Below are 14,901 nucleotides of genomic sequence, written 5' to 3'. Positions count from 1 at the left end.
CCTGGGATTACCCATAGGTAACACCCATGCGGGCAACAGATGGCACACAGGGGAGGAGGCCGAGAGTCCGTTTGCGAGGCGGTCGCTGCTCCGTGTCAGGGCCGCCCCACAGCGTCCTCCAGCGGTGCCGTGTCCTCGGCCGGACCGGCGGCCGGGGCCTCGTGGCGGCCTCGTCGGCCGGTGAGCCGCAGGGCGAGCGGCTCGGTGTAGCGGGCGGTCAGCGGGCCGAGGACCACCAGGATGAGGACGTACGCCGTGGCCAGCGGGCCGAGGTCGGAGTCGATGCCCGAGGTGACGGCGAGGCCGGCGATGACGATGGAGAACTCGCCGCGGGCCACCAGGGTCCCGCCGGCCCGCCACCGGCCCTTGGCGGAGATCCCCGCCCGGCGCGCCGCCCAGTAGCCCGTCGCGATCTTGGTGAGTGTGGTGACGGCGGCCAGGGCGAGCGCGGGCAGCAGCACCGGCGGAATGCTGGCCGGATCGGTGTGCAGGCCGAAGAAGACGAAGAACACCGCCGCGAACAGGTCCCGCAGGGGCGCGAGCAGGTTGTGCGCGCCCTCGGCGACCTCCCCGGACAGCGCGATGCCGACCAGGAACGCGCCCACCGCCGCCGAGACCTGCAGCTGCTGGGCGACACCGGCCACCAGCAAGGTCAGGCCCAGCACGACCAGCAGCAGCTTCTCGGGGTCGTCGCTGGAGACGAAGCGGGAGATGTGCCGGCCGTAGCGCACCGCCAGCAGCAGGACCAGGCCCGCGACACCGAGGGCGACGGCGAGCGTGACGCTGCCCGCGGCCAGCCCGGTCCCGGCGAGCAGGGCGGTGACCACCGGCAGGTAGACCGCCATCGACAGGTCCTCCAGCACGAGGATGCTGAGGATCACCGGGGTCTCCCGGTTGCCGATCCGGCCCAGGTCGCCGAGTACCTTGGCGATCACGCCGGACGAGGAGATCCAGGTGATCCCGGCGAGGACGACCGCGGCGATCGGGCCCCAGCCGAGCAGCAGGGCCATGGCGGCGCCCGGCAGGGCGTTGAGGGCGGCGTCGACGAGACCGGCCGGGTACTGCGTCCTGAGGTTCGAGACCAGGTCGCTCGCGGTGTACTCCAGGCCCAGCATGAGCAGCAGCAGGACCACGCCGATCTCGGCGCCGATCGCCACGAACTCCTCGCTGGCGCCGAGCGGCAGCAGTCCGCCCTCACCGAAGGCAAGGCCGGCCAGCAGATACAGGGGGATCGGCGAGAACCTCAGGCGCGCGGCGAGCCGGCCCAGCAGCCCGAGGCTCAGGATGATCGCGCCGAACTCGATCAGGAAGACCGCGGAGGAGTGCATTCGCCTCACTCCCGGCCGAGTATGCCGACGGCCGCGTCGACGCCCTCGCGGGTGCCGATCACGATGAGCGTGTCCCCGCCGGCCAGCCGGAAGTCGGGGCCGGGGGAGGGGATCGCCTCGGCGAGCCGCAGCACGGCCACGATCGACACGCCGGTCTCGGTGCGCATCCGGGTGTCGCCGAGCAGCCGCCCGTTCCAGTGGGACGTCGCGGAGAGCTGGACCCGTTCGGCCACCAGACCCAGTTCGGTGGTGGACAGCAGGTTCGGGCTGTGGTGCGTCGGCTTCAGCGCCTCGACCAGCGACTCCGCCTCCCCGCCGGTGAGCCGGACGGACAGCGCGCAGGCATCGGGATCGTCACCGCGGTAGGCGCTCAGCGTTCTCGAACCGTCGCGGTGGGCCACCACCGACAGGCGGCGCTGCTCCCGGGTCGTGAGGTCGTACCGGACACCGATGCCCGGCAACGGTGTCGTACTCGTGCGTGCGGCGCCCATGGCTGCCCCCCTGCCCGACTTGAAGGTTTCTTGGTGAAACCATTACCGGAAGCCTAACCTGACGGCGAACGGCCGAACGAAGGGCTCCGGTTGGGCAGGGGGGTGGCGACCGGGCGGGTTACGAGGCGGAGCGGAGGCCGCTCTCGCCGTCGCCCTGGTCGGGCTGGCAGGTGCGGCACAGTTCGTGATCCCCGTCGCGGGTGACGACGGTTCCCCAGCCGAGGCACTGCGCGCAGTCGCGAGCGAGACCCAGGTCGGGGTGGGGAGGCGGGAAGGGGCTGTGGGCTCCGTAAGCCATGCGGGAAGCGGCTCCTTGAAATCGCGGGGTCGCGGGCCGGACCACTTCCATTATGTCCTACTTTTCCCTTATGTCAGTGACAGGTGTCACTCAGTGCCAGGGTTTCGGCCCAAGGTGGTGCCTCAGCCCAGGTTCCCCAGGCGGGCGTCCCGCCACAGGTCCACACCGCCGTCGGTGGCGTACTTGTCGATCTCGGCCAGTTCCTCGGCGCTGAAGTCGAGGTTCTCCAGCGCGGTGACGTTCTGCTCCAGCTGCTCGACGCGGGAGGCGCCGATGACCAGCGAGGTGACCCGCTCGTCCCGCAGCGCCCAGGCCAGGGCCATCTGGGCCAGGGTCTGCCCGCGCCGGGCGGCGATGTCGTTCAGGGAGCGCAGCCGGTGCCGCATGTCCTCGGTCAGCCACGCCGGGTCGAACGACGTGCCGGCCGCGGCCCGCGAGCCCTCGGGCACGCCGTCGAGGTAGCGGCCGGTCAGCAGGCCCTGGGCGAGCGCCGTGAACCCGATGACGCCGAAGCCCTCCTCCTCGGCCGCGTCCAGCAGGCCGTCGGTCTCGATCCAGCGGTTGAGCATGCTGTACGACGGCTGGTGGATCAGCAGCGGGGTGCCCAGCTCATGCAGGATGGCGACCGCCTGCCGGCTGCGCTCGGCGTCGTAGGAGGAGATGCCGACGTACAGGGCCTTGCCCTGGCGGACGGCCGTGTCGAGCGCGCCCATCGTCTCCTCCAGCGGGGTGCTCGGGTCCAGCCGGTGGGAGTAGAAGATGTCCACGTAGTCCAGGCCCGTGCGGCGCAGGGACTGGTCCAGTGAGGCCAGCACGTACTTGCGGGAGCCGCCGCCCTGCCCGTAGGGGCCCGGCCACATGTCCCAGCCCGCCTTGGTGGAGACCACCAGCTCGTCCCGGTACGGCGCGAGGTCCTGCTTCAGCAGCCGGCCGAAGTTGATCTCGGCCGCGCCGTACGGCGGACCGTAGTTGTTGGCCAGGTCGTGGTGGGTGATCCCGAGGTCGAAGGCGCGCAGGGCGATCTCGCGCTGGGTCTCGAAGGGGCGGTCGTCGCCGAAGTTGTGCCAGTAGCCCAGCGACAGGAGCGGGAGGTCCAGTCCCGAACGGCCGGTGCGGCGGTAGCGCATGGTGCCGTTGTAGCGATCGGGGTCCGCGACGTGGTTCATCGGGTCGTCTCCGGATGGTGCCGTAGGGGTGCCCGTCGTGTGCGAAGGGGCTCGTCCACCCTGCGCCTTCATGATTCGTAAGTCCAACCGATGCCTCGCATGGCATTGAGCGTTCCGGTTTCTGAATCGGGCGCGGCGCGGCCGCACTGTTCGATCCTACGAACTTCTCGCGGAGCGGGTTACCGGTCGCCCCCGTGTTTGATAGGAAACTTTCCTACCAGTATCGGTACGGACCAACTCGCCACCCCCCACCCCTACTTGGAGTCCTTGTGGAGCACACAGAGCGCGACTCGGCAGTATCCGCCCGTCTCTCCCGCCGGACCGTCGTCGCCGTCCTCGGCGCCGTCGCCTCCGGCGCCCTGCTCGGCGTCGAGCGCGTCGCGGCGGCACCGGCGGCGGCGCCCGGCCTCGACGACCCGGCGAAGAAGGAGATCGCCATGCAGCTGGTCTCCAGCGCGGAGAACTCCTCGCTCGACTGGAAGGCCCAGTACAAGTACATCGAGGACATCGGCGACGGCCGCGGCTACACCGCCGGCATCATCGGCTTCTGCTCCGGCACCGGCGACATGCTCGACCTCGTCCAGCTCTACACCGACCGCAAGCCCGGCAACGTCCTGGCCAAGTACCTGCCGGCCCTGCGGCAGGTCAACGGCAGCGACTCGCACGACGGACTGGACCCCAACTACCCCAAGGACTGGCGCAAGGCCGCCCAGGACTCCGCCTTCCAGCAGGCGCAGAACGACGAACGCGACCGCGTCTACTTCAACCCCGCGGTCGCCCAGGGCAAGACGGACGGGCTGCGCGCCCTCGGCCAGTTCGCCTACTACGACGCCATCGTCATGCACGGCGACGGCGACGACCCCACCAGCTTCCGCAACATCCGCAAGCGGGCCCTGCGCAGCGCCAAGCCGCCGGCGCAGGGCGGCAGCGAGACGACGTACCTCAACGCCTTCCTCGACGCCCGGGTGTGGGCCATGAAGCAGGAGGAGGCGCACAGCGACACCAGCAGGGTCGACACCGAACAGCGGGTCTTCCTGCGCAAGGGCAACCTCGACCTGAACACCCCGCTGGACTGGAAGGTGTACGGGGACAGCTACCACATCGGCTGACGGCCCAGGAGAGACGCGGCAGGTCCGCCGGGGGCCGGGAGCGCGGCCCCCGGCGCTGTGGCCTGCCGCGCCGTGACGCGCTGGATCACGGCGATCGCCAGACGTTCACCAGGACCTCGTCGTGCCCCCGGTAGACCTCCGCCGCGGCCACGGCGGCCTGGGCGGAACGGGCCAGCGGCCACGGGGCCTTGACGGTGGGTCCGGTCACGAGCGGTTACCTGCCTGTCGGAGGCGGCACCCGACAGCGTGCCGCGGAAACGACGGTGGGAGAAGTGGATCGCGGGGCAGACGGCCCACTCCGCCCTCCGCGCCGGTGGCGCACTCGCACGCCGAGCCCCTGACGAGGAAAGATGGGCTCCAGCGATCGATCACACTGATGCGGAGGAGCGGACTCATGCCGCACGAGCGAGCCGGCCGGCCGGCCGGTCCCGAGGACCTTGTCGACGTGGCCCGGCTGGTCACGGCGTACTACGCGCTGCACCCCGACCCGGCCGACCCGGGGCAACGGGTGGCGTTCGGCACCTCGGGGCACCGGGGTTCGTCCCTGGCGACCGCCTTCAACGAGGACCACATCGCCGCCACCAGCCAGGCCATCTGCGAGTACCGCGCGGAACAGGGCGTGGACGGCCCGCTGTTCCTCGGCGCCGACACGCATGCCCTGTCCGAGCCCGCGAAGGTCACCGCGCTGGAGGTGTTCGCGGCCAACGGCGTGACGGTGCTCATCGACAGCGCGGACGGCTACACGCCCACGCCCGCGGTCTCGCACGCGATCCTCACGTACAACCGGGGCCGCACCTCGGGCCTCGCCGACGGCGTGGTCGTCACCCCGTCGCACAACCCGCCCGCCGACGGCGGCTTCAAGTACAACCCGCCCAGCGGCGGCCCGGCGGCCTCCGAGGCCACCTCCTGGATCCAGGACCGGGCCAACCAGATCATCGCGGGCGGCCTGAAGGACGTACAGCGGCTGCCGTACACCCGCGCCCTCGCCGCCGACACGACCCAGCGGTACGACTTCCTGGGCGCCTACGTCGGCGACCTGCCGAGCGTCCTCGACCTCGACGCGATCCGCGCGGCCGGCGTGCGCATCGGCGCCGACCCGCTCGGCGGAGCCTCCGTCGCCTACTGGGGCCGGATCGCCGAGGAGCACGGCATCGACCTGACCGTGGTCAACCCGCACACCGACCCCACCTGGCGGTTCATGACGCTGGACTGGGACGGCAAGATCCGCATGGACTGCTCCTCGCCGTACGCGATGGCCTCCCTCATCGAGCAGCGCGACCGCTTCCGCATCGCCACCGGCAACGACGCCGACGCCGACCGGCACGGCATCGTCACCCCGGACGCGGGCCTGATGAACCCCAACCACTACCTCGCGGTCGCCATCTCCTACCTCTACCGGCACCGCGAGCAGTGGCCCGCCGAGACCGGCATCGGCAAGACGCTCGTCTCCTCCACGATGATCGACCGCGTCGCCGCCGACCTGAACCGTCAACTGGTCGAGGTGCCGGTCGGGTTCAAGTGGTTCGTGGACGGACTGGCCGGCGGCACCCTCGGGTTCGGCGGCGAGGAGTCGGCCGGCGCCTCCTTCCTGCGCCGGGACGGCTCGGTGTGGACGACGGACAAGGACGGCATCCTGCTGGCCCTGCTCGCCTCCGAGATCACGGCGGTCACGGACAAGACGCCGTCCGAGCACTACGCCGACCTGACCGCCCGCTTCGGCGAACCCGCCTACGCCCGCATCGACGCCCCCGCCACCCGCGAGCAGAAGGCGCTGCTGGCGAAGCTGTCCCCGGCCCAGGTCACCGCCGACACGCTCGCCGGAGAGGCGGTCACCGGCGTTCTCACCGAGGCCCCGGGCAACGGCGCCGCCATCGGCGGGATCAAGGTCACCACCGCCAACGCCTGGTTCGCGGCCCGTCCTTCGGGCACGGAGGACGTCTACAAGGTCTACGCCGAGTCGTTCCTCGGCCCCGACCACCTCGCCCGGGTGCAGGAGGAGGCCAAGGGCGTGGTCCTGGCGGCGCTCGGCGGCTGAGGCCCCGGGTCCATCTGTAGACGGCCTCCGTGACTCGCGCGCGGAGGCCGTCGCCGTCCCTGCCCAGCCGTGCCCGCTCAGCCGCGTCCGCGGCCCCGCTCCAGCCGGTCCAGCACGGCCTGCGCCATGGCGGCCTCGCCCTTGGCGTTGGGGTGTGCGGGGGCCGCGGGCGAGGCCGGCTGCAGCGGCTCGATCCAGCGGTCCGCGGGCGCCTTGCACATGTCGTGGCCGACCGTGGGGCCGTAGGTGTCGACGTACTCGGCCCGGTTCCACGCGGCGACCAGGCGCAGCATCAGGTTCAGCCGCTTCTGGGTGTCCCGCAGATAGGGGAAGTCCTTCTGCGCGAACGGCACCGAGGGGAAGCAGCCGCTGCCGTCGTCCGGCAGCAGGTCCGGATAGCCGACGAGGAGCACCCGCGCATGCGGGGCACGGGCGTGCACGGCCCGCAGCACCCGGTCGATCTTCGGCGCGGTCTCCAGGATGGTGAGCGCCAACTGGTCGTAGCCCGAGGCCTTGTACGAGCGCTCGCAGGGGTTGCCCGTCGGGTCCTGGACGCCGAGGCGGGCACAGGTGCCGATGATCGAGCCGAAGCCGACGTCGTTCCCGCCGATCTGCACCGTCACCAGGTCGGTGTCCCGTCCCAGCGCGTCGAGTTGCGGGTCGTTGGTGCCCTGCGGCTTCCACATCTCGTTCGTCGTGGCCCCGGCGCAGCTCACGTCCTTGAACGCGGTCGCCTCGCGCTGCGTCGCCACGAGCGAGGGGTAGTTGTGGTCGGAGCGGGCGCAGTTGGCGTCCACCTGGCGGGGGATGAGCGGGCCCGAGGTGTAGGAGTCCCCGAGGGAGACGTAGCTGAGGTCGTGGCCGTGCGCGGCCGCGGGTACCGTCGACGCGGCGACGAGGGCGCAGCCCCCGAGTGCCGCCCCCAGTACGGCGGTTCGCCTTCGGCCTCTCGCCCCGGCCGCCCTGCGCGTGTCGTTCGCCATGGAATCCTCCCCCTGAGGCCGTGACATCGCACGGCCCCCATGAAGAGCGGTCCGCGCGTTCAACTGGGCCTGTATACCGTCCGGTAGGTCTCACGGACCAGAAGCGGGACGGAACATTCGCGCCGGAGCGGTGGCCGATTGGCGCTTGCCTGCGGAGGTTATCGGCCAAAGATGTCGGTTATTCCTCCGGCTGTCTCGACCAACATCATTTGACGTTGATTCACTTGCGCCACAGGAGCCCCACGGGTCGACCGGCCCGTCAGGGGCTCCTTCTTGATGCAGGCGCCCATACGAAGGGACCAGGATGTCGCAGCCGGAGCAGCCCGACCACTCGGCAGGCCGGGCACAGCTCAGTCTCGGGATCGCCGCCGCGCGGAATCTGACGACCACCACCAAGACCGTGCCGCAGATGCAGGGCATCAGCTCACGGTGGCTGCTGCGGATGCTGCCCTGGGTGGAGGTGACGGGCGGCGCGTACCGGGTCAACCGTCGGCTGGTGTACGAGATAGGCGACGGCCGGGTGACCTTCGTCCAGGAGGGCGCCGCGGTCAAGGTCGTCCCCGCCGAGCTGGGCGAACTGCCGCTGCTGCGTGGGTTCGGCGACGAGGCGGTGCTGTGGGCCCTGGCCGAGCGGTGCGAGCAGCGGGAGTACGAGCCCGGCCAGGTGATCGCCCGGCAGGGCCGGGCCGTCGACCACGTCTACCTGATCGCGCACGGCAAGGTCGAGAAGCTCGCGCCCGGCCAGTACGGCGAGGAGACCCGGCGCGGTGTGCTGGCCGACGGCGGGTTCCTCGGCGGGCAGATGGTCGGCGAGCAGCCGGGCACGTGGGAGTTCACGGCGCGCGCGTTGACGGCGTGCACGGTGCTGGCGCTCCCCCGGGAGGCGTACGAGGAAGTGGCGGGCAGGAACGAGGGGCTGCGGGCCCACGTCCGGCGGAGCCAGGCAGAAAAGACACGGCCGCGGAACAAGAAGGGCGAGGCGGCCATCGCCCTCGCCGCCGGTCACAGCGGTGAGCCGGTGCTGCCGGGCACGTTCGTCGACTACGAACTCCGGCCCCGCGAGTACGTGCTGAGCGTCGCCCAGACCGTCCTCCGAGTGCACAGCCGGGTCGCGGACCTCTACAACGACCCGATGGACCAGGTCGAGCAACAGCTGCGGCTGACCATCGAGGCGCTGCGCGAGCGCCAGGAGTCCGAGCTGGTCAACAACCCCGACTTCGGGCTGCTGCACAACGCCGACTACAGCCAGCGCATCTCCACCCATTCCGGCCCGCCCACCCCGGACGACATGGACGAGCTGCTCAGCATGCGGCGCGGGACGAAGGCGTTCTTCGCCCACCCGAGGGCGATCTCCGCCTTCGGCCGCGAGTGCAACAAGCGGGGTCTCGCGTTCGACACCGCCGAGATCGGCGGACACCCCGTACCGGCCTGGCGCGGCGTCCCCCTCGTTCCCTGCGGCAAGATCCCGGTCTCCGAGCAGGGCACCTCCGCGATCCTCGCGATGCGGCTCGGCGAGGGGGAGCAGGGCGTCGTCGGCCTGCGGCAGACCGGGATCCCGGACGAGTACGAGCCGGGCCTGAACGTCCGGTTCATGGGCATCAACGACCAGGCGATCATCTCCTACCTGGTCAGCACCTACTACTCGGCGGCCGTTCTCGTGCCCGACGCGCTCGGCGTTCTGGAGAACGTCGAGGTCTTCGGCACGCCGTCGTAAGGAGAAGTCCGTGTCACTGCTGTCCCGGATCGCGGCACCCACGGCACGTCACGACGTGGCGCGGCTGGTGGCCGAGCTGCTCGCCGAGCACCCCGGTGCCCGCCCGGAGGGGCCGGCGAAAAGGACCGCCCTGCCGACCGGTCCGACGGGGCTGGGCACGTCGGCCGCCCGGATCACGGCCAGGCGCAAGGACGTCGGGGGCACCGAGGTGCCGGAGCTGTACTGCCCGCCCGCGCTCCGCGACGACCCGGCGCTCGCCGAGGAGGTCAACGCCCGCCTGCTGGCGTGGGCCGAGGAGATCGGCCTCTACGCCGGCCGCCTCGACCGCGTCCGCGCGGCGGACTTCGGTCGCCTGATGATGCTGGCGCACCCCGACACCGACGACCCGGACCGGCTGCTGGCGGCCGGCAAGTGCGCCCTGGCGGAGTGGGCCACGGACGACTACTACTGCGACGACGAGACGACGGGGGCCGCGCCGGCGCTGCTCGGCGCGCACCTCGGCCTCGCCTACGCGGCCATCGACCCCGCCCACCCTCCGCTCCGCTACGTTCCCGCCGTCGAGAAGGCCATGCGGGACGACCCGGTCAGGACCGCCCTGCGCTCCGCCTTCGCGCACATGGCCCGGTACGCGGACTGGTCCCAACTGGCCCGGCTGCACCACGAGGTCGCGGTGCTGTTCGTGGGCTACGGACAGGAGGGGTCCTGGCGCTCCCAGGGCCGGATGCCCGCCGTCTGGGAGTACCTGGCACACCGTCAGATCAACAGCTTCGTCCCGTGCGTGGCGATGACCGACATGGTGGGCGGCTACGTACTGCCCGCCGCCGAGTACGCCGATCCGCGCGTCCGCCGTGCCGTGACCATGGCGTCCACGGCCGCCACCCTCGTCAACGACCTGTACTCGATGGCGAAGGAACACCACTCGGACAGCGTGGAGTTCAACCTGCCGACCGTGATCGCGGCCGAGGAGCACTGCACGCCGCGCGAGGCGCTGGAGCGGAGCGCGGCGATCCACGACGAGCTGGTCCGCACCTTCGAGACCGAGGCGGCGGCCCTGGCCCTGACCGGCTCACCCCAGCTGCGCCGCTTCCTCACCGGGGTGTGGGCCTGGCTGGGCGGCAACCGCGCCTGGCACAGCGGCAGCCGGCGCTATGCCTCCACCACTTCCTGACCTCCGCACACCGCAAGGAGCCCCACTTCCGTGACCACCACCCCCGCCCCCGTCCTGCGCACCGCCTACCAGAAGTCCGTGGCGGACTACTGGAACGCAGAGAAGAACCCGGTCAACCTGCGCCTGGGCGACGTAGACGGCCTCTATCACCACCACTACGGCATCGGCGACTACGACCCCTCCGTCCTGGACGGCCCCGAGGACGCCCGCGACGAGCGCATCGTCGCCGAACTCCACCGCCTGGAGTCGGCCCAGGCCGACGTCCTGCTCGACCACCTCGGCCCCATCGCCCCCGGCCACCGTCTGCTGGACGCCGGCTGCGGCCGCGGCGGCACCAGCATCATGGCCAACGCCCGCTTCGGCTGCCAGGTCGACGGCGTCTCCATCTCCGAGGCGCAGGTCGAGTTCGCCAACGGCCAGGCCCGCAAGCGGGGGGTGGACGACCAGGTGCGCTACCACTTCCGCAACATGCTGGACACCGGCCTGCCGACCGGCGCGTTCCAGGGCATCTGGAACAACGAATCCACCATGTACGTGGACCTGTTCGACCTCTTCGCCGAGCATGCCCGCCAACTGGCCTTCGGTGGCCGCTACGTCGTCATCACGGGCTGCTACAACGATGTGACGGGCGGCCGTTCCAAGGCCGTCAGCCGCATCGACGAGCACTACACCTGCAACATCCACCCGCGCAGCGCCTACTTCAAGGCCATGGCCGCGAGCGGCCTGGTCCCGATGAACGTCGTCGACCTCACGGACGCGACCATCCCCTACTGGGAGCTGCGCGCCAAGTCCTCGCTGGCCACAGGCGTTGAGGACCCCTTCCTGACGGCGTACAAGGAGGGCAGCTTCCACTACCTGCTGATCGCGGCGGACCGAGTCTGAGGGGCGTCGGCGGTCCGCGCGGACGGTGTGGAAAGCTTCGAGGGTCCGTACCAGCGCAACGGAGGAGAGCCACCGGCATGGCCGTCATCCACCACACCACCCTCAAGCCGACCAAGGTCGAACTCCTCTCCACCTGGCTGCCCACCCGCCCCTGGTACCGCGGCGGTCCGGACGCCGCGGTGCTGACGAAGTCCGGCGGCTTCCGGCTGGACGACCCGGAGGGCGAGGTCGGGATCGAGATCATGGTGGCCACCGACACCTCCACCCCCGGGCCGACCGCCTACCTGGTCCCGCTCACCTATCGCGGCGCACCGCTGGAGGGGGCGGAGCACGCGCTCGTCGGCACGATGGAGCACGGCGTGCTGGGCAAGCGCTGGGTGTACGACGGCTGCCACGACCCGGTGCTGGTCGCCGAACTGCTGTCCCTCGTCGAGGGCAAGGCGCAGGCGATGGCCCAGAGCATCACCGACACACCCGACCGCGAGGTGACGCGCTCCTACACGGGCGAGCCGTTCTCCCTGAAGGGCCTCGCCCCCGAGCCGACCGACGACGAGCAGGGCACCCACCTCCCCGCACCCCACGGCACGGTCCTCCACCTCCGCCGCGTCCTCGAGCCCGTCCCCGAGAACCCGCCGCTGCCTCCGCAGGGAGCGCTCGGCCATGTAGCGGGCGGCTGGCCGGGACCGGACGGCACCCGACTGCGGGCGGTGTTCATGGTCCTGAACGCCCGCTGACTCCCTCCGGGGAGATCGACATGCCGGGGGGCCCGGGGCCGGATGTAGTGGGGTGGAGGAAGGTGAGCCCATGCCCGGACGAACCGGCCGGCCCGATCCGCTCCCGAAGGCGCTCCTCGTCGTGACCGCAGCCACGGGAGTCGTCGACGCGGTGGCCTATCTGGGTCTCGGGCAGGTCTTCACCGCCTTCATGACCGGCAACATCCTCTTTCTCGGCTTCTCCCTGGCCGGCGGGCAGGGGCTGTCGCCGATCGGATCCGGTACGGCGCTCACGGCGTTCGCCGTCGGTGCGGTCGCCGGCAGCCGGCTGGGCGCCGCCACGTCCGAGCGGCGCCGCCGCTGGCTGCTCACGTCGGCCGTCCTTGCCTCCGCCCTCCTCGCGGCCGCGGCGCTGACCGCGATCGGCCTGCGTCCTGTCGGCCAGAGCCCGGAGCCGCGCCACTACGCCGTGACCGCGCTGACCGCGCTGGCGATGGGGCTGCGCAGCGCGACGATGTGGCGCCTCGGAGCGGTGCTGAACACCACGCTCGTCACCGGCACCCTCGTCACCCTGATCAGGAAGTCGCCCCTGGGCGGCGGGACCGGAGACACCGCTCAGCCCTACCGTGCGGCCGCTCTGGTGGCGGTCTGCGTGGGCGCGGTCATCGGCGCCCTGCTGCTGCGGGTGAGCATGACCGCGGCCCTGCTGCTCGCCGCGGCGGGCGTGCTCGCGGGCATCGGCGGGTACGTGGCGCTTCCGGAGTCGCGGGCCTGACCCTCGCCGCACCACTCCTCGGCATCAGGAGCACAGGCCCCCACTTTCCGTGGCCTTCTGGCATGCCCTGGTCAAATCTGTCAGTCTTTCGGCAGTCCTCGCCCTGACCCCATGAGGGCGCGGCGCACCACCCCGTACAGCGATCGCGCAACCCCAACCCCGCGGCCGCCCCGGCGCACCCCAGCCGGCCGGGCGGCCATCGAGCAGGCCGGAATCCCGGCCGCCGCAAAGGAGTAGCGTGTGAGATCCACCCCCCACAAGGCCCTCGGCGCCGGTGTCCTCACCCTCGCCGCGCTGGCCGCTCTCTCCCTCCCCGTCACCCCCGCCGCCGCCCAGCCCGCCAAGGAGACGGCGGCAGCCGCCTGCACCCCGGCGCAGGCGGTCACCAACGGCGGCTTCGAAAGCGGCACCTCACCCTGGACCCAGTCCTCGTCCAGCGTGATCACCAACCGCACCGGCGAGACCGCCCACGGCGGTTCCTCCTTCGCCTGGCTGAACGGTGTCGGCAGCACCCACACCGACACCCTCACCCAGAGCGTCACGATCCCGAGCGGGTGCAGCACCGCCACCCTCACCTTCTGGCTGCACATCGACACCGACGAGACGACCTCGTCCACCGCGTACGACAAGCTGACGGCCAAGATCGGCAGCACCACGCTGGCGACGTACTCGAACCTCGACGAGAACACCGGCTACGTGCAGAAGTCGTTCGACGTCTCGTCGTTCGCCGGGCAGACCGTGAACCTGGCCTTCACCGGAACCGAGGACTCCAGCCTCCAGACGAGCTTCGTCCTGGACGACATCGCCCTCGCCACCTCCGGCGACTCCACCCCGCCGCCGGCGGACTCGACCCGCACCCCGGCCGCGCCCTCCTACACCGTCAGCCTCAGCAGCGACACGAGCGGCACCGTCTGGAACGGGCACGAGAGCGTGTCCTTCACCAACGCCTCCGCCACCGCGCTCAGCGAGGTGTACCTGAGGCTGTGGGACAACTACCACGGCACCTGCTCGGCGATGCCCATCACGGTCACCAACGTCACCGGCGGCACCGCGGGCGCCCTCTCCGTGGACTGCACGGCCCTCAAGGTCACCCTGCCGACGCCGCTGAACCAGGGGCAGACCGCCACCATCGGCTTCGACCTGGGCATCACCGTACCCAGCGGCGCCGACCGGTTCGGTCACGACGGCGCCTTCAGCTTCATCGGCAACGCCCTGCCCGTCCTCGCGATCCGCGACAGCGCGGGCTGGCACCTGGACCCGTACACCAACAACGGCGAGTCGTTCTACTCCCTGGCCGCCGACTTCAAGGTGACCCTCGACCACCCCAGCACCCTGCTGGTCCCGGCCACCGGCACCTCCACCGACACCCCGGGCTCCAGCGGCCGTACGGTCACCACCGCCACCGCCACCAAGGTCCGTGACTTCGCCTGGGCCGCCGGGCCCTTCACCAAGATCTCCGGCACCTCGTCCGGCGGCGTCCCCGTGAACATCTACTCCGTCTCGGGGATCAGCTCCTCCAGCGCCCAGTCGATGCTCAGCACCGCCAAGACCGCCGTCGACGCCCACGCGGCACGCTTCGGCGCCTACCCGTACGGTGAGCTGGACGCGGTCATCGACAACAACTACTGGTTCGGCGGCATGGAGTACCCCGGATTCGTCCTCGACCTGGTCAGCACCACGGCGCTCACCCATGAGATCGGCCACCAGTGGTGGTACGGCATCGTCGGCGACGACGAGTACAACAGCCCGTGGCTGGACGAGGCGTTCACCGACTACGCCACCGACCTGGCCCTCGGCAAGACCGGCAGCAACTGCTGGAGCAGCGTGTCCTGGGCCTCCAGCGCGGAGAAGATCACCAACTCGATGGCCTACTGGGACGCGCACTCGTCCCGGTATTCCACCGTGGTCTACGGCTACGGCAAGTGCGCCCTGCACGACCTGCGGCGCGTCCTCGGCGACACGGCCATGGCCAAGCTGCTGAAGGACTACGCGACCGCGCACTGGTACGGCGTCTCGACCACGGCCGAGTTCAAGGCGGCAGCCCAGGCCGCCACGAGCACCGACCTGACCTCCTTCTGGACCCAGCACCGCATCGACGGCTGACCCGGACCGGACCGGCCGGTCATGGGCGGCGCCTTGCCCGGCGCCGCCCATGACCATGCGGACATGACGGGCGAGCCACTCACATGGCGTAGATACCCTGCCGAAATGGCGTAGTTGGGTGGAATACGGAGTGCGG

14 protein-coding genes are annotated in these 14,901 nt (G+C 71.1%); 8 read left to right on the top strand and 6 right to left on the bottom strand.

All coding sequences use genetic code 11. The annotated features are described in order from the left end of the window. Window positions 1-95: 95 nt before the first annotated feature. The 4 genes from BEK98_RS42170 to mgrA form a co-directional block, all read right to left on the bottom strand. Window positions 96-1,328, bottom strand: a complete 1,233-nt coding sequence (locus BEK98_RS42170; protein WP_094222111.1) for a cation:proton antiporter — start codon at window positions 1,326-1,328, stop codon at window positions 96-98. Window positions 1,329-1,333: 5 nt separating this feature from the next. Further along, a complete protein-coding gene (locus tag BEK98_RS42165; RefSeq protein ID WP_094222110.1) occupies window positions 1,334-1,819 on the bottom strand; it encodes a cation:proton antiporter regulatory subunit in 486 nt (161 codons plus the stop codon). 118 nt (window positions 1,820-1,937) lie between these two features. Beyond that, window positions 1,938-2,117, bottom strand: a complete 180-nt coding sequence (locus BEK98_RS42160; RefSeq protein WP_094222109.1) for a hypothetical protein — start codon at window positions 2,115-2,117, stop codon at window positions 1,938-1,940. Window positions 2,118-2,239: 122 nt separating this feature from the next. After that, a complete protein-coding gene (mgrA, locus tag BEK98_RS42155) occupies window positions 2,240-3,283 on the bottom strand; it encodes an L-glyceraldehyde 3-phosphate reductase (RefSeq protein WP_094222108.1) in 1,044 nt (347 codons plus the stop codon). A 269-nt stretch (window positions 3,284-3,552) separates the two neighbouring features. Between mgrA and BEK98_RS42150 the strand changes: the two genes are divergently transcribed. Next, a complete protein-coding gene (locus BEK98_RS42150; protein ID WP_094222107.1) occupies window positions 3,553-4,392 on the top strand; it encodes a chitosanase in 840 nt (279 codons plus the stop codon). Between the two features lie 85 nt (window positions 4,393-4,477). Here BEK98_RS42150 and BEK98_RS51050 read toward each other — a convergent pair whose 3' ends face one another. After that, entirely contained in the window at window positions 4,478-4,600 is a 123-nt protein-coding gene (locus BEK98_RS51050; RefSeq protein ID WP_279635512.1) for a hypothetical protein, read from the bottom strand. A 186-nt stretch (window positions 4,601-4,786) separates the two neighbouring features. On the opposite strand from BEK98_RS51050, the gene pgm reads away from it, so the two are divergent. Beyond that, window positions 4,787-6,427 (top strand): phosphoglucomutase (alpha-D-glucose-1,6-bisphosphate-dependent), encoded by a 1,641-nt coding sequence (gene pgm, locus BEK98_RS42145; protein ID WP_094222106.1) that lies wholly within the window; start codon window positions 4,787-4,789, stop codon window positions 6,425-6,427. 77 nt (window positions 6,428-6,504) lie between these two features. Here the strand turns inward: pgm and BEK98_RS42140 are convergent, their stop codons facing one another. Continuing rightward, window positions 6,505-7,410: an SGNH/GDSL hydrolase family protein gene (locus BEK98_RS42140; RefSeq protein ID WP_094222105.1), complete on the bottom strand. Its 906-nt coding sequence runs from the start codon at window positions 7,408-7,410 to the stop codon at window positions 6,505-6,507. Between the two features lie 304 nt (window positions 7,411-7,714). Between BEK98_RS42140 and BEK98_RS42135 the strand changes: the two genes are divergently transcribed. From BEK98_RS42135 to BEK98_RS42110, 6 genes are all read left to right on the top strand, one after another. Continuing rightward, window positions 7,715-9,124: a family 2B encapsulin nanocompartment shell protein gene (locus tag BEK98_RS42135; RefSeq protein ID WP_094222104.1), complete on the top strand. Its 1,410-nt coding sequence runs from the start codon at window positions 7,715-7,717 to the stop codon at window positions 9,122-9,124. Window positions 9,125-9,134: 10 nt separating this feature from the next. Beyond that, the gene (locus tag BEK98_RS42130) at window positions 9,135-10,292 is read left to right on the top strand and encodes a family 2 encapsulin nanocompartment cargo protein terpene cyclase (RefSeq protein ID WP_094222103.1); all 1,158 of its coding nucleotides are present in this window, start codon (window positions 9,135-9,137) and stop codon (window positions 10,290-10,292) included. A gap of 30 nt (window positions 10,293-10,322) precedes the next feature. Next, window positions 10,323-11,174, top strand: a complete 852-nt coding sequence (locus tag BEK98_RS42125) for a geranyl diphosphate 2-C-methyltransferase (RefSeq protein ID WP_094222102.1) — start codon at window positions 10,323-10,325, stop codon at window positions 11,172-11,174. A 77-nt stretch (window positions 11,175-11,251) separates the two neighbouring features. After that, the gene (locus tag BEK98_RS42120) at window positions 11,252-11,908 is read left to right on the top strand and encodes a maltokinase N-terminal cap-like domain-containing protein (RefSeq protein WP_094222101.1); all 657 of its coding nucleotides are present in this window, start codon (window positions 11,252-11,254) and stop codon (window positions 11,906-11,908) included. Window positions 11,909-11,978: 70 nt separating this feature from the next. After that, window positions 11,979-12,662 (top strand): YoaK family protein, encoded by a 684-nt coding sequence (locus BEK98_RS42115; RefSeq protein ID WP_094222100.1) that lies wholly within the window; start codon window positions 11,979-11,981, stop codon window positions 12,660-12,662. A gap of 240 nt (window positions 12,663-12,902) precedes the next feature. Continuing rightward, window positions 12,903-14,765: a M1 family aminopeptidase gene (locus BEK98_RS42110; RefSeq protein WP_094222099.1), complete on the top strand. Its 1,863-nt coding sequence runs from the start codon at window positions 12,903-12,905 to the stop codon at window positions 14,763-14,765. Window positions 14,766-14,901: the final 136 nt, after the last annotated feature.

This window comes from Streptomyces diastatochromogenes, assembly GCF_002242805.1.
Classification (GTDB): domain Bacteria; phylum Actinomycetota; class Actinomycetes; order Streptomycetales; family Streptomycetaceae; genus Streptomyces; species Streptomyces diastatochromogenes.
Note: the sequence above shows the minus strand (reverse complement) of the source record. Positions and strands in the feature narration are given on the sequence as shown.